General features: G+C 74.6%; 12 protein-coding genes and 1 pseudogene. 6 read left to right on the forward strand and 7 right to left on the reverse strand.

What is annotated here, in order from left to right:
• From IE118_RS13670 to IE118_RS13680, 4 genes are all read left to right on the forward strand, one after another.
• Window positions 1–1,629 (forward strand): FAD-dependent monooxygenase, encoded by a 1,629-nt coding sequence (locus IE118_RS13670; protein WP_189558109.1) that lies wholly within the window; start codon window positions 1–3, stop codon window positions 1,627–1,629.
• Between the two features lie 94 nt (window positions 1,630–1,723).
• Window positions 1,724–1,795, forward strand: coding sequence for a putative leader peptide (locus IE118_RS34735; RefSeq protein ID WP_311710492.1), 72 nt, complete (start codon window positions 1,724–1,726; stop codon window positions 1,793–1,795).
• Window positions 1,796–1,861: 66 nt separating this feature from the next.
• Entirely contained in the window at window positions 1,862–2,389 is a 528-nt protein-coding gene (locus tag IE118_RS13675; RefSeq protein WP_189558112.1) for a cupin domain-containing protein, read from the forward strand.
• Window positions 2,386–2,802 carry a rhodanese-like domain-containing protein gene (locus IE118_RS13680; protein ID WP_189558114.1) on the forward strand — a complete coding sequence of 139 codons (417 nt, stop codon included), beginning with the start codon at window positions 2,386–2,388 and terminating at the stop codon, window positions 2,800–2,802. The genes IE118_RS13675 and IE118_RS13680 overlap by 4 nt, the downstream gene beginning before the upstream one ends.
• A gap of 141 nt (window positions 2,803–2,943) precedes the next feature.
• On the opposite strand, the gene recX is transcribed toward IE118_RS13680, so the two are convergent.
• The 4 genes from recX to IE118_RS13700 form a co-directional block, all read right to left on the reverse strand.
• A complete protein-coding gene (gene recX, locus IE118_RS13685) occupies window positions 2,944–3,735 on the reverse strand; it encodes a recombination regulator RecX (RefSeq protein ID WP_189558115.1) in 792 nt (263 codons plus the stop codon).
• Window positions 3,736–3,738: 3 nt separating this feature from the next.
• Entirely contained in the window at window positions 3,739–4,857 is a 1,119-nt protein-coding gene (recA, locus tag IE118_RS13690) for a recombinase RecA (protein WP_189558117.1), read from the reverse strand.
• 227 nt (window positions 4,858–5,084) lie between these two features.
• Complete coding sequence (locus tag IE118_RS13695; protein ID WP_189558118.1) at window positions 5,085–6,347, reverse strand: AI-2E family transporter; 1,263 nt, start codon at window positions 6,345–6,347, stop codon at window positions 5,085–5,087.
• 59 nt (window positions 6,348–6,406) lie between these two features.
• Window positions 6,407–6,601: a DUF3046 domain-containing protein gene (locus tag IE118_RS13700; RefSeq protein WP_189558120.1), complete on the reverse strand. Its 195-nt coding sequence runs from the start codon at window positions 6,599–6,601 to the stop codon at window positions 6,407–6,409.
• A 78-nt stretch (window positions 6,602–6,679) separates the two neighbouring features.
• Between IE118_RS13700 and IE118_RS13705 the strand changes: the two genes are divergently transcribed.
• Complete coding sequence (locus tag IE118_RS13705) at window positions 6,680–7,660, forward strand: hypothetical protein (RefSeq protein ID WP_189558122.1); 981 nt, start codon at window positions 6,680–6,682, stop codon at window positions 7,658–7,660.
• 37 nt (window positions 7,661–7,697) lie between these two features.
• Here IE118_RS13705 and IE118_RS13710 read toward each other — a convergent pair whose 3' ends face one another.
• From IE118_RS13710 to IE118_RS13720, 3 genes and pseudogenes are all read right to left on the reverse strand, one after another.
• Window positions 7,698–8,006 (reverse strand): AzlD domain-containing protein, encoded by a 309-nt coding sequence (locus tag IE118_RS13710; RefSeq protein WP_189558124.1) that lies wholly within the window; start codon window positions 8,004–8,006, stop codon window positions 7,698–7,700.
• Window positions 8,003–8,776, reverse strand: coding sequence for an AzlC family ABC transporter permease (locus tag IE118_RS13715; RefSeq protein WP_373303185.1), 774 nt, complete (start codon window positions 8,774–8,776; stop codon window positions 8,003–8,005). Before IE118_RS13715 ends, IE118_RS13710 begins: the two co-directional genes overlap by 4 nt.
• A 113-nt stretch (window positions 8,777–8,889) precedes the next feature.
• A pseudogene (locus IE118_RS13720) lies at window positions 8,890–9,840 on the reverse strand (AraC family transcriptional regulator); the annotation flags it as partial.
• On the opposite strand from IE118_RS13720, the gene IE118_RS13725 reads away from it, so the two are divergent.
• Window positions 9,728–14,569 (forward strand): ATP-dependent helicase, encoded by a 4,842-nt coding sequence (locus IE118_RS13725; protein WP_189558126.1) that lies wholly within the window; start codon window positions 9,728–9,730, stop codon window positions 14,567–14,569. The pseudogene IE118_RS13720 and the gene IE118_RS13725 sit on opposite strands and share 113 nt — an antisense overlap.
• The last annotated feature ends 35 nt before the right edge of the window (window positions 14,570–14,604 follow it).

The raw sequence follows: 14,604 nt of genomic DNA on the forward strand, positions 1-14,604 counted from the left end.
GTGGACCCGGTGATCGTCGTCGGAGCGGGGCCCGTCGGGCTCACGCTCGCACTGGCGCTGGCACGTCAGGAGGTACCGTGCGTGGTCCTCGACGAGGGACCGGGCAAGGACGAGCCCCGTCCGGCGCGCACGGTCGTGCTGCGCGAGGACACCGCCGCGCTCGTGGAGCGGCTGACCGGCGTACCGCTCGCGCATGCCGGTGTCCGTTGGGCCGGATGGCGGTCCGTACGGCGCAAGCAGGTGATGTACGAGGTCGCCTTCGCCGACACCGATCCCGCTCCACTGCACATCGCCCAGCACGTCCTCACCGACGCCCTGCGCACGGCGCTCGCGGGTGAGCGGCTCGTCAAGGTCGCCGTGGAGAGCCGGCTGGACACCATAGAGCAGGAGCCCTCCGGCGTCACCGCCCGCACCCGGGGCGCCTCGGGCACCTGGTGGCGCGGCAGTTACCTGGTCGGCTGCGACGGGCCGCGTTCGACGGTGCGCAAGCTGCAGGACATCCGCTTCCCCGGCCGCACCGCGGTGGAACGTCATGCCGTGGCCGCCCTGCGCACCGATCTTCCCTGGTACGACGAGGCACTGCTGCACCGGTCGCCGCCGTGGCGCACGTCGGGTCCCTCGGCCGGGGAGGTCACCGCGCGGCCGCTGCCGGACGAGGTGTGGCGGCTGGACTGGCTGCTGCCGCCGGGCAAGGACCTGGTCACGCCGGAGCTGCTGCTGGCCCGGATCCGGGAGACCCTGGCCGGCTGGGGCGGCGGCCCCACCCCGCCGTACGAGCTGCTGGACACCGGTGTGCACGCCGTGCACCACCGGCTGGCCCGGCGCTGGCGGGCCAGCCGGGTGTTCCTCGCCGGGGACGCGGCCCATCTGCTCGGCGCGCTGGGCACGCACGGGCTGGACGAGGGACTGCGCGACGCGGACAACCTCGCCTGGAAACTGGCCCTGGCGTGGCACCACGGTCCCCACGAGGCGCTGCTGGACAGCTACCAGACCGAGCGCCGGGCGATCGTCGCCGCCCGGCTGCGCGCGGCCGACCAGGCGCTGCCCCTGCTGCGGGGCGGTGGAGGGCTGCGTTCCTACGTCCCGGGCTCCGCGCGGGGGCACGACACGCTGCTGACCGACGGCCACCTGGGGCGTGGCGCCCTGGGCGCGCCGGGGACGTACGCGGGGTCCCCGCTCGCACCGGGCCCGCTCGAGGGCGCGGCACCGGTCGGGACGGCGCTCGGGGCCGCGGTGACGGACGTGCGGGTCACGGCCGAGGACGGCACGTTCGTCCGGCTGCGGGACCGGCTCGGCCGGGGTGCGCTGCTGGTGGTGCTGATCGCGCCGGGCACGGGGGTGTGGGAGCGCAGGCACTGGGTGTCGGCGGGCATCATGCCCCGGCTGGCGGCGGCGGTCGCGGCGCTTCCGCACCGTGCGGAACTGCTGGTCGCCGAGAGCTACCCGGGAGCGGCGGCCCACACCGTGCTGCTGGTGCGCCCCGACGGTCACCTGGTGACCGCGCTGAACGGGGTCCGCCCGGCGGACCTGTACACGGCCGCGGAGGCGGTGCTCGGCGGTCCCGCCGCGGCGGAGGAGGGCGGGGACGGCGCGGGCGCGCGGGCCGACGCGGGGGCGCGGTCGCGCTGAAGCCGACCGCGGTCTCCCCATCGTCCACATCGTGACGTCGAGTTGATCCGGTGATCGGGCTCGTGGTGTACTCCGCCTCGTGACCGACACCTGCGTGCACCTGTGGCGGAGGGTCCACATGGACCTCGTCCGCTACGCGGGCTGCGTGTGTCGCCCGTCCTGTTGATTCGCCTCTCCCTTCCCGCGTGCCGTTGCCGCGCGCTTTCGCGAACTCTTCCTCAGGACGGTGCACATGTCTGTCTCCTCCCCTGCTCCGGCTCCCGTCTCCGCTCCCTCCGAGGCGGATCTCCTCGACTTCGTACGGCGGATCGCCGCCGACGCCGAACTGATCGCCGCCCTTCCGCTCGACCCCGAGGGGCGCACCTGGGTGCGGCTCGACGGGCCGGGCGGCAGTGAGGCCTGGCTGATCGGCTGGCCTCCGGGGACCGGTACCGGCTGGCACGACCACGCCGACTCCCTGGGCGCCTTCATGACCGCTGCGGGCGAGCTGAAGGAGAACTCGCTCGCCGCGCGGCTGCCCACCGACGGCTGGCGGACGCTGGAGCTGACCGACGGCGTGGACCGGGAGCGCCGGCTGACGGCCGGGCAGGGCCGCGCGTTCGGGCGGCACCATGTGCACGAGGTGCTCAACGAGTCCCCGGACCGGCACGCGGTCTCGGTGCACGCCTACTTCCCGCCGTTGCCGCGGATCCGCCGCTACAGTCGCAGCGGCCGTGTGCTGCGCCTTGAGCAGGTCGAACGTCCGGAGGACTGGCAGTGAGCGGGACGCACGAACAGCCCGGCGACGCCGTCGGGATCGACGAACTGCTGGAGCGGGTGCGCGCCGGCTACGAGCGCGTCGACGCCCCGGACGCCTACCAGGCGGCCCGGGCCGGTGAGGCGCTGCTGGTGGACATCCGGTACGCCGCGCTGCGGGACCGTGACGGGCTCGTCCCGGGCGCTCTGGTCGTCGAGCGCAACGAGCTGGAGTGGCGTCTGGACCCCCGCGGCAGCCATCGTCTTCCCGAGGCCACCGGCCATGACCTGCGTGTGGTCGTGATCTGCAACGAGGGGTACGCCTCCAGCCTGGCGGCGGAGTCCCTCCACCGGCTGGGGCTGCGTCGCGCCACCGACCTGGTGGGCGGCTTCCAGGCGTGGCGCGCGGCGGGTCTCCCGGTGACGCGGACCTCCTGAACGCCGGCCTGGCCACGCCCGGATGAGCGTCGGTCCGGGCGGCAGGTCGTCGCGGCGAAGGCGGGGGCTCCGGTCCGGTCGGTGGTCTCGGCGCCCCGGCTGCTCAGCGGGGGCTGCGGCGCGGGCGTGCTCTGCGTCGGCTCAGACCCCTTCGTCCCCGAGGAAGTCCGTGTCCTCGCCCTCCTCCTCCAGCGCCTGCCGGACCACGCGGAGGGCGAGGCCCTCGGGGTAGCCCTTGCGGGCGAGCATGCCCGCGAGGCGGCGGATGCGCCGGTCGCGGTCGAGTCCGCGGGTGGCGCGCAGTTTGCGGGCCACCAGATCGCGGGCGGTCTCCTCCTCCTGCTCGGAGTCGAGCCGGGAGACGGCCTCCTCGATCAGCGTGGAGTCGACGCCCTTGGTCCGCAGTTCGCGGGCGAGCGCCCGCCGGGCCAGTCCCCGGCCGTGGTGCCGGGACTCCACCCAGGCGTCCGCGAAGGCGCTGTCGTTGATCAGCCCGACCTCTTCGAACCGGGACAGCACCTCCTCGGCGGCCTCGTCCGGGATCTCGCGCTTGCGCAGCGCGTCGGCGAGCTGCTTCCGGGTGCGCGGGGTCCCGGTGAGCAGGCGCAGGCAGATCGCCCGCGCGCGCTCGACCGGGTCCCCCGGAGGTTCCTCCCGCTCCGCCCTCTCCGAGGAAGAGGCGCCTCCGTCCGCCGCGGCCGCGTCACCGAAGGTCCGGCGCCCGCGTCCGCGTCCACCGCGCGGCCCGCCGTCACGCGAGCCGCCCGCCCGTGCGCCTGTGCCGCGCCGTCTGCCGCCGCGGTCGGCGCCCGTGCCGTCGTCGTACGCCGTGTCACCGGCCACGGCCGGGCCGTCGCCGCCGTCGGTGTCCCTCCCCCGTGGGACACCGGTGGCGTCGAACTCGTACTCGGCCCAGTCGGTTCGTCGGGTCACGGGTCAGCTCTTGGCCGCCGCGGCCTTGGACTTGGTGGCCTTGGCCGCCGGAGCAGGTACCGCGGCCGGCTCGGCCGCAGCGGTGCCCGTGGCGTCCGCGGCCGCGTCGGCGGCGGGCTCCTCGGGCCGTACGCCGACGCCCAGCTTCTCCTTGATCTTCCTCTCGATCTCGTTGGCGAGGTCGGGGTTGTCCTTCAGGAAGTTGCGGGCGTTCTCCTTGCCCTGGCCGAGCTGGTCGCCCTCGTACGTGTACCAGGCGCCGGCCTTGCGGACGAAGCCGTGCTCCACGCCCATGTCGATCAGGCCGCCCTCGCGGCTGATGCCCTGGCCGTAGAGAATGTCGAACTCGGCCTGCTTGAAGGGCGGCGCCACCTTGTTCTTGACGACCTTGCAGCGGGTGCGGTTGCCGACCGCCTCGGTGCCGTCCTTGAGGGTCTCGATGCGGCGGATGTCGATGCGCACCGAGGCGTAGAACTTGAGCGCCCGGCCACCGGTCGTGGTCTCCGGGGAGCCGAACATCACGCCGATCTTCTCGCGGAGCTGGTTGATGAAGATCGCGGTGGTCTTGGACTGGTTGAGCGCGCTGGTGATCTTCCGCAGGGCCTGGCTCATCAGACGGGCCTGCAGACCCACGTGGCTGTCGCCCATCTCGCCCTCGATCTCCGCGCGCGGGACGAGGGCCGCGACGGAGTCGATGACGATGAGGTCGAGGGCGCCGGAGCGGACCAGCATGTCCACGATCTCCAGGGCCTGCTCGCCGTTGTCCGGCTGGGACAGGATCAGGTTGTCGATGTCGACGCCGAGCTTCTTCGCGTACTCGGGGTCGAGGGCGTGTTCCGCGTCCACGAACGCGACCTGGCCGCCGGCCTTCTGCGCGTTCGCCACCGCGTGCAGGGTCAGGGTCGTCTTGCCGGAGGACTCCGGTCCGTAGATCTCCACCACCCGGCCGCGCGGCAGACCGCCCACGCCGAGCGCCACGTCCAGGGCGGTCGACCCGGTCGGGATGACCTCGATGGGCTCGTTCGTCCGGTCACCCATGCGCATGACCGCGCCCTTGCCGAATTGCCGTTCAATCTGTGCGAGCGCGGCGTCGAGCGCCTTCTCGCGGTCGGTTCCTGCCATGGGTTCCACCCGATTTGCTTGAGTCGATCGCTTCACGCCAAAGACGCTAACGCCTGCCACTGACAACGCGCCCCGACGCACGTCCGGCCTGTGGATAACGCGGATGCATTCCGGTACCAACCTGGACAGAACATCCGCCGTCGAGCCTCACCGGCCCTCCCATAAGAATGGATGTTCGATTTTCGTGTCAAGCCGCGCCACGCGGGTGCCCCGCAGGGGCGGCGCCCTCAGGAGGCCCCGGCTTCTCCGTCCCGGGGGCGCGGCACACCGGACCGCCGGGCCCACAGGCGGCGGGCACGCGTGAGCGGTCCCCGCTCCCCGCCGGAGCCGCGGTGCCCGTGCACCCGGGGATCGTCCGTGACGTCGTACCGCTTCACGTAGGCGCCGAGAAACGCCTGGAGGGTGGCGACGGCGGGGATGGCGATGAGCGCGCCGACGGCGCCCAGCAGGGCGGTGCCCGCGACGACCGAGCCGAAGGCGACCGCCGGGTGGATGTCGACGGTCCTGGAGGTCAGCTTGGGCTGGAGCACGTAGTTCTCGAACTGCTGGTAGATCACCACGAAGACCAGCACCCACAGCGCGTACCAGGGGTCGACGGTGAAGGCGATCAGCATGGGCAGCGCGCCCGCGAGATACGTGCCGATGGTGGGGATGAACTGCGACACCAGGCCCACCCACACGGCCAGCACGGGCGCGTAGGGGACCTCGAGGAACTCCAGCAGGACGTAGTGGGCGAAGCCGGAGACCAGCGCCATCAGGCCGCGCGAGTACAGGTAGCCGCCGGTCTTGTTCACGGCGATCTCCCAGGCGCGCAGCACCTCGGCCTGCCGCGCGGGGGGCAGCAGCGAGCAGACGGTGCGCCGCAGCCGGGGGCCGTCGGCGGCGAAGTAGAAGGAGAACAGGCCGATGGTCAGCAGCTGGAAGAGGCCGCCGAGGACCTGGGCGGAGACGTCGAGCACCCCGGTGGCGCTGTTCTGCACGTAGTTGCGCAGCCAGTCGGAGCGCAGCAGCCCCTCCTGGATGTCCACCCGCCGCAGCTCGGTGCGGAAGTGCGCGTTGACCCAGTTGATCACCGAGTCGAGGTACTCGGGGAAGTCCTCGACGATCTTGACGATCTGTCCCGCCAGCATCGACCCGAGCAGCGTGACGAAGCCCGCCGAGGCGACCAGGATGCCCAGGAAGACCAGGAACGTGCCCAGGCCCCGGCGCACCCCGCGCGCCGCCATCCAGCTCACCGCGGGTTCGACGGCGAGCGCCAGGAAGAAGGCTATGAGCACGTTGAGCAGCAGGCCGGTGAGCTGGTGGAAGGCCCAGCTGCCCAGCTGGAACACCGCGATCAGCGCGAGCGCGAGCACCATGGCCCGCGGCAGCCAGCGCGGCATGCGGGCGCCCGGCCGGGCCGTGGGGTCCACCGGAGGCCCTGCGGGCGGAGGCGCGCCGGGCGTGGTGGGTTGCTGGGCCGCCGGCCCGGTCTCGTCAGTGGATGCCACGGCTCAAGTCTCACCCACGCCGGCACCGGCCGTCCGCTCCCGCGCGGTCACTGTGACGATCAGCGCTTTTCCCGGGGGACGTCCATCACCGTGCAGACCACCTGCCAGACGTCCTTGGCGTCCCAGCCGGCCGACAGGGCCTCGCTCACCGTGCGCCCGCCGAGCTCGGACATGACATGGTCGCGCGCGAAGGTCTCGGCGTATCCCGCACCGAAGTGCTCCGCCATCCGCTCCCAGAAAACCGTCAACCGCATGCGCCCAGTATCCCGCCTGCGGGGGTGGTCCCCGGCCGGTGCGCCTGCCGGCGCCGCTTTCCGCCTACGGTCGGTCCCATGGCCGACACCGGAGCCGCCCCGCAGCCCCCGACCTCCCTGACGTCCCCGGCGTCCCCGGCGTCCCCGGCGTCTCCGCCGCACGGTGCGCTCGCACGGGCGGAGCGGTTCGTCCGGCTCACCCCGCGGGTGCTCGACCAGCACCTCTTCGCCCACCACTTCCGCGACGGCGGCACGGCTCCGGTGGTCAGGGCGCTGGACGCCTACCGCAACGAGGACGGCGGGTACGGTCACGGGCTCGACCCCGGGCTGCGCGGTCCGGCCAGCCGGCCGCCGCACGTCGCGCAGGCACTGCGGGTACTGGACGCCGTGGGCCGCTGCGACGGCCGGAGCGCGGAGGACGTGTGCCGCTATCTGACGTCCGTCTCCACGGCGGACGGCGCGCTGCCGGCGCCGCCTCCCGCCCGGCGCGGCCGGCCGGACGGGCCCGCCGGGCCGGCCGCGGGCGATCCGCAGGGGGAGCTGCTGGTCACCGGGCCGGTGGTGGGCCTGCTGCACCGCAACGAGGTGTGGCACGCCTGGCTGTTCCGGGCCACGGACTTCTGCTGGCGGGCCGTGGAGGCGCTGGAGAGGCCCCACCCGTGCGAGATCGAGGCCGCCGTGGCCTTCCTGGACCACGCGCCGGACCGCGCCCGCGCGCGGGCCGCCGCCGACCGGCTGGGCGCCCTGCTGCGCGAGCGGCGGATCGCGCCGCCCGACCCGGACGGCCCGCACCCGTACCCGGTCGCCCCGGGTCACACCCCGGGCGGGCACCACCTCCCGCACGACTACGCGCGGACACCGCGCTCCCTGGCCCGCGCGTGGTTCACGGACGAGGAGATGGCACGCTCCCTGGACCTCCTCGCCGCCGCGCAGCAGGAGGACGGCGGCTGGCCCTTCCACGGGCGCCGGTGGGCCCCGGGCCCGGCACTGGAGGCACGCTCGGCGGCGACCCTGGAGTCCCTGCGGACCCTGGTGGCGTACGGCCGGACCGTCGGCTGAGCGGTACCGGCCCCGCTTCCGGCCGGCCGGGTCCCGCTCACCCGCCCAGCGCCCGCACCCCCGCCGTCACGGCGACGGCCGCCGCGATGACGAGGAGGAACGGGGCGCGCAGCATCAGCGCCACGGCCGCGGCCGCCAGTCCGGCCGCGCGGGCGTCCAGGACCAGGCTCCGGCCGTCGGCGAACGCCTGCTGGGCCGTCAGCGCGGCGAGCAGCGCGACCGGCAGCAACGCGGCCAGCCGCCTGACCAGAGGGCGCTCCAGCACCCCGGCGGGCACCAGCAGCCCCGCGAGTTTCACGGCGTAGCAGCCGAGGACGGTCACGCCGATCGCGATCCAGATGTTCACCGTTCCTCCTCCCGCGGTCCGTCCTGGTGCGTCGCGCTCCGGCGGCCCCGCGCCCACAGCACGGCCGGTGCCGCGAGCGCTGCCACCAGCACCGGAACCCCGGCCGGCAGGACCGGCAGCAGACCGAGTCCGAGGAGCACCGCGAGCCCGGCGACGGCCCGTTCGGTGCCGGTCCGCAGCATCGGGGCGAGCAGCGCCAGGAAGACCGCGGGACCGGCCGCGTCCAGCCCCCACGCGTCGGTGTCCCCGATCGCCTCCGCGCCCAGCGCGCCGAACAGCGTGGTGAGGTTCCACAGGACGTACAGGCTGAGCCCGGTCACCACGAACCCGAGGCGGGCGCCGCGCCGGGTGGGCTGCGCGAGCGACACGGCGGCCGTCTCGTCGATGACCCACTGCGCGGCGAACGGCCGCACCGCCCGGGGCAGCGCCAGCAGCTGCGACAGGCGCAGTCCGTAGAAGGCGTTGCGCACCCCCAGGAAGAACGCGCCCGCGGCGGCGGTGAACGGGCCGCCCCCGGCGGCGAGCGCCCCCACCAGGGCGAACTGGGAGGCACCGGTGAACACCAGCAGGCTCAGCGCACAGGTCTGGAGCAGGGTGAGCCCACTGCCCGCCGAGGTCACGCCGAAGGCGAACCCGGAGAGTCCGACGGCGATCCCGACGCCGAGGGCGTCCCGTACGACGGCGCCGTCCGGCCTTCCTTCCGCACCGTCCGACTTCCCTCCCGCGTCGTCCCGTGGTTCCACGCGTGCTGCTGTCCGTTCCGTTGCCACGTCCCGGACGGTACGAGCAGGCCGCCGCCGGCGTCTTGTACGTTCTTGCGCTCGCGCTGGTAGGCGCCCGGGGGCACGCCGACGATCCGGCTGAAGTGCCGGTTCAGGTGCGGCTGGTCGGTGAAGCCCACCGCGAGGGCCGCCTCCGACGGCGCCGTCCCCGCGTCCAGCAGCCGGCGGGCGTGCCGCACCCGCGCGTCGGTGAGCCAGGTGTGCGGCGGCATCCCGTAGGTGTCGCGGAAGGCGCGCAGCAGGGCGAAGGGGCCGGTACCGAGCTCGGCCGCCAGCCGTTCCAGCGCCGGCGGGTCGGCCATCCGCTCCTCCAGCACGGCACGGGCGCGTGCGGCGAGCCGGGCGCCCGCGGTGCGCACCTCGCGGCGCGGCAGCGTGCCCCCGTTCAGCCGGAGCAGCCGGGTGACCGCGACACGGAGCAGCGTGTCGGCGGCGAGCGCGTTGCCCTCGTCGGTGGCGCGCAGCACCTGGTGCACCAGGTGGACGGTGTACGGGTCGTCGAGGACGGGTGTCACGAACCCGGGTGTGCCGCGCAGCGTGGTGGTCTCGGCGGCGATCGCGGCCACCACCTCCGGCGAGGGGTACACCGCTCCGTACCGCCACCCCTCGGGGACGCCGGCCCGGCCGGTGTGCGGGGTGTCGGGGTTGACCAGCGCGAGGGAACCGGCACCCGCGTACTGGTCCCCGCTGCCGTGGTGGAAGACCTCCACCCCGTCGGCTATGGCGGCGATCACGAAGTGCTCGTGCGTGTGCCGGACGAACGTCTTGCGGATGTAGCGGGCGCGCAGCAGGTCGACACCGGGCAGTTCCTCGTACTGCCAGTGCCGCGCTCGTTCCTTGCGCGATTCCGCCATACGGCCATTGTCACGCGGCCCCGGCACCCGCCCGCCCGCGGCCCGGCCCCGCCCGGTTGTCAGTGGCCGGGTGCACGATGGACGCATGGTCAGCGATCCGCACCGGGCCCTCGACGGCTTCTCCCCCGCAACCCGCGGCTGGTTCACGGGGGCCTTCTCCGCGCCCACCGCCGCGCAGGCCGGTGCGTGGCGGGCCATCGGGGAGGGATCGGACGTGCTGGTGGTCGCCCCCACCGGCTCGGGGAAGACCCTGGCCGCCTTCCTCGCCGCCCTGGACCAGCTGGCCTCCACACCGCCGCCCGCCGATCCACGGAAGCGCTGCCGTGTGCTGTACGTCTCGCCGCTGAAGGCGCTCGCCGTGGACGTGGAGCGCAACCTCCGCAGCCCGCTGACCGGCATCCGCCAGGAGTCCGTGCGCCTGGGGCTGCCCGAGCCGGAGGTGAAGGTCGGCATCCGCTCCGGCGACACCCCTCCGGCGGAGCGGCGGGCCCTGGCGACCCGGCCGCCGGACATCCTGATCACCACTCCGGAGTCGCTGTTCCTGATGCTGACGTCCGCCGCGCGGGACGCGCTGACGGGCGTGGAGACGGTGATCCTGGACGAGGTGCACGCGGTCGCGGGCACCAAGCGCGGCGCGCACCTCGCCCTCTCCCTGGAGCGGCTGGACGAGCTGCTGCCCCGCCCCGCCCGCCGCATCGGCCTCTCGGCGACCGTGCGTCCGGTGGACGAGGTGGCCCGGTTCCTCGCCCCCCGCGGCAAGGTGGAGATCGTTCAGCCGCCGTCGGGCAAGGAGTTCGACCTGTCCGTGGTGCTGCCGGTCGAGGACCTGGGCGAGCTGGGCGGGTCCCCGGTCGCCGACGGCTCGGAGGGGGCCGAGCGCCCGTCGATCTGGCCGCACGTGGAGGAGCGGATCACCGATCTGGTGCAGTCGCACCGCTCGACCATCGTGTTCGCCAATTCCCGCCGCCTCGCCGAGCGCCTGTGCAACCGGCTCAACGAGATCGCCTACGAGCGGGCCACCGGGGAGCCGCTGGACGAGCAGCACTCCCCCGCCGAGCTGATGGGCGGTTCCGGGGCCGCCCAGGGCGCGCCCCCGGTCATCGCGCGGGCCCACCACGGTTCGGTGTCCAAGGAGCAGCGCGCCCTGGTCGAGGAGGACCTGAAGGCGGGCCGGCTGCCCGCGGTCGTCGCCACCTCCAGTCTGGAGCTGGGCATCGACATGGGCGCCGTCGACCTGGTGGTCCAGGTCGAGTCGCCGCCGTCGGTCGCCTCGGGGCTCCAGCGCGTCGGCCGGGCGGGGCACCAGGTGGGCGCGGTCTCCACGGGCGTGGTGTTCCCGAAGTACCGGGGCGACCTGGTGCAGTCGGCCGTGGTCACCGAGCGGATGCGCACGGGGGCCATCGAGGCCCTCCGCGTCCCCGCCAACCCGCTCGACGTCCTGGCCCAGCAGCTCGTCGCGATGACGTCCATGGACACCTGGCAGGTCGACGACCTGCTCGCCCTGGTCCGCCGGGCGGCCCCCTTCGCCTCCCTGCCCGAGTCGGCCTTCACCGGCGTCCTGGACATGCTCGCCGGCCGGTACCCGTCCGACGCCTTCGCCGAGCTGCGCCCGCGCGTGGTGTGGGACCGGGTCACGGGTGAGATCACCGGCCGCCCCGGCGCACAGCGCCTCGCCGTGACCTCAGGGGGCACGATCCCCGACCGGGGCCTGTTCGGGGTGTTCCTGGCGGGTGCCGACCCCAAGAAGGGCGGCGGCCGGGTCGGTGAGCTCGACGAGGAGATGGTCTACGAGTCGCGCGTGGGCGACGTCTTCACCCTCGGCACCAGTTCGTGGCGCATCGAGGACATCACGCGCGACCGGGTCCTGGTCTCCCCCGCGCCGGGCGTGCCGGGCCGGCTGCCGTTCTGGAAGGGCGACCAGCTGGGCCGTCCGCTGGAGCTGGGCCGCGCGGTGGGCGCCTTCCTGCGCGAGGTGGGCTCGCAGTCGAGGGAGGACGCCCGGCTGCGACTCCTCACGGCGGGACTGGACGCCTGGGCCGCGGACAACGTGCTGTCCTACCTCGACGAACAGCGCGAGGCCTGCGGCCATGTCCCCGACGACCGCACCATCGTCGTCGAGCGCTTCCGTGACGAGCTGGGCGACTGGCGGGTCGTCGTGCACTCCCCGTTCGGCGCCCAGGTGCACGCCCCGTGGGCGCTCGCGCTCGGCGCCCGCCTCTCCGAGCGGTACGGCATGGACGCCCAGGTGATGCACGCCGACGACGGGATCGTGCTGCGCCTGCCGGACGCCGACCTGATGAGTCTCGACCTGCTCGACCAGGACCCGGTGAAGGCCGGCAGCGAGTACGACGGCGACCAGGCCCCCGTGGGGGCCGCGGACGTCGTCTTCGACAAGGGCGAGGTCGACCAGGTCGTCACCGACCAGGTGGGCGGTTCGGCGCTGTTCGCGTCCCGGTTCCGCGAGTGCGCCGCCCGCGCGCTGCTGCTGCCGCGCCGCAACCCCGGCCGGCGCACCCCGCTGTGGCAGCAGCGCCAGCGTGCCTCGCAGCTGCTCCAGGTGGCCGGGGAGTTCGGCTCGTTCCCGATCGTCCTGGAGGCGGTGCGCGAATGCCTCCAGGACGTCTTCGACGTGCCCGGGCTGGTCGAGCTGATGGGCGACCTGGAGTCCCGCAAGGTGCGTCTGGTGGAGGTCACCACCCCGGAGCCGTCGCCGTTCGCCCGCTCCCTCCTCTTCGGGTACGTCGCCCAGTTCCTGTACGAGGGCGACTCCCCGCTCGCCGAGCGCCGCGCCGCCGCGCTGTCGCTGGACTCACGGCTGCTCGCCGAGCTGCTCGGCCAGGCCGAGCTGCGCGAACTGCTCGACGCCGAGGTGCTGACCGAGCTGGAGCGGGAACTGCAGTGGCTCACCGAGGACCGGCGCGTCAAGGACGCGGAGGGCGTCGCCGACCTGCTGCGGCTGCTGGGCCCGCTCACCGACGGCGAACTCGCCGAGCGCGGCGCCGATCCGCAGTGGGCGCGGGAGCTCGCCGCCGCGCGGCGCGCCATCCGGGTGCGGGTGGCCGGCGCCGACCACTGGGCGGCGGTCGAGGACGCCGGCCGGCTGCGGGACGCGCTGGGCACGGCGCTGCCGGTGGGTGTGCCGGAGGCGTTCACCGAACCCGTCAAGGACCCCCTCGGAGACCTTCTCGCGCGGTACGCGCGCACGCACGGCCCGTTCACCTCGGCCACGGCGGCGGGCCGCTTCGGCCTGGGCGTGGCGGTCACCGAGGGCGCTCTGCAGCGGCTTTCCGCGGCCGGCCGGGTCGTGCAGGGGGAGTTCCATCCCGCCGGGATCGGACAGGAGTGGTGCGACGCCGCCGTGCTGCGCAGGCTGCGCCGCCGTTCCCTGGCCGCGCTGCGGCACGAGCTGGAACCGGTGCCGCCGGCCTCGCTCGCCCAGTTCCTCCCCCAGTGGCAGCACATCGGCAAGGGCCACTCCCTGCGCGGTGTCGACGGCCTGGTGCGGGCCGTCGAGCAGTTGCAGGGCGCCTCGGTGCCCGCGTCCGCGCTGGAGAAACTGGTCCTGCCGGCACGGGTGGCGAGCTACGCGCCGGCGATGCTGGACGAGCTCACGGCCTCCGGGGAGGTGGTGTGGGCGGGTGCCGGTTCGCTCCCGGGCAAGGACGGCTGGGTCTCCCTGTACCTCGCCGACGCGGCACCGCTGCTGCTGCCGGCCCCGCTCCCGCTGGAGCTCACCGCACTCCACCAGTCCGTCCTGGACTCCCTGACCGGCGGATACGGTCTGTTCTTCCGCCAGATCGCCGACCAGGTCCGGGCCACCACGCACCCGGAGGCCACCGACCCCCAGCTGGCCGACGCCCTGTGGGACCTCGTCTGGTCCGGGCGGCTGACCAACGACACCCTCTCCCCCCTGCGCTCCCTGCTGGGCTCCGGCCGCACGGCGGGCTCCACCGCGCACCGGGCCAAGCGCGCGGTCCCGCGCGGGCGCTACGGCTCGCTCACCGCGGCCGCCCGTACCGCCTCGCGCACGGGGCCGCCGACCGTCGCCGGACGCTGGTCCCTGGTCCCGGACCGGGAGGCCGACCCGACCGTCCGCGCGCACGCGCTGGCGCACACCCTGCTGGACCGGCACGGTGTGGTGACCCGGGGGGCGGTCTCCGCGGAGGGTGTCGAGGGCGGCTTCTCGGCGACGTACCGCGTCCTGGCGGCGTTCGAGGAGACCGGCCAGGCCCGCCGCGGTTATGTGGTGGAGGGCCTGGGCGCCGCCCAGTTCGCGATGGACGGCGCCGTGGACCGCCTGCGCGCGGCGGCCAACGCCCGCGAGCGGGCCGGCGGCATGCCGGCCGCGGACCTGCCCGTCCCGTTCGACGGCGGCCCGGGGCACGACGGCCCGGAGGATTCCGTGTTCCCCCCTCCGTCGCCGGGCGACCACGTCTCCCCGCGCGACCGGGCCGCCCAGGCCCCACCGCCCTGGCAGAACGGCGGTGGTCCGTCGTACGACCCCTTCGCCGGCCGGCGTACCGGGCCGGACCGCTCGGGGCGCGCCGTCGTCCTGGCCGCCGCCGACCCGGCGAACGCCTACGGTGCCGCGCTGGGCTGGCCGGAACCTCCGACCGGAGCCGGGCACAAGCCCGGCCGCAAGGCGGGCTCCCTGGTGGTGCTGGTGGACGGCGAGCTGACGCTCTACATGGAGCGCGGCGGCAAGACACTGCTGGTCTGGCCCGCGGCGGACGCCGGCGAACCGTCCGACGACCCCCGCCTCCCGGCCGCCGCCGAGGCCCTCGCCGGCGCCGCCCGCGCGGGTTCCCTCGGCACGGTCACGGTGGAGCGGATCAACGGATCCCCGGCCCTGACGTCCCCCCTGGGCGCCCTCCTGGAGAACGCCGGTTTCGTGGCCACCCCCCGGGGCCTGCGCCTGCGCGCCTGACCCGGCGTGTACCCGACCGGCGCGCGCCCGAGGAC

Origin of the sequence: Streptomyces pilosus, assembly GCF_014649835.1 — a bacterium.
Classification (GTDB): domain Bacteria; phylum Actinomycetota; class Actinomycetes; order Streptomycetales; family Streptomycetaceae; genus Streptomyces; species Streptomyces pilosus.

Coding starts and splice junctions, on each gene's coding strand:
- IE118_RS13675 (WP_189558112.1), top strand. CDS start 1,862: ATGTCTGTCTCCTCCCCTGCTCCGGCTCCCGTCTCCGCTCCCTCCGAG.
- recA (WP_189558117.1), bottom strand. CDS start 4,857: ATGGCAGGAACCGACCGCGAGAAGGCGCTCGACGCCGCGCTCGCACAG.
- IE118_RS13700 (WP_189558120.1), bottom strand. CDS start 6,601: ATGCGGTTGACGGTTTTCTGGGAGCGGATGGCGGAGCACTTCGGTGCG.
- IE118_RS13705 (WP_189558122.1), top strand. CDS start 6,680: ATGGCCGACACCGGAGCCGCCCCGCAGCCCCCGACCTCCCTGACGTCC.
- IE118_RS13725 (WP_189558126.1), top strand. CDS start 9,728: ATGGTCAGCGATCCGCACCGGGCCCTCGACGGCTTCTCCCCCGCAACC.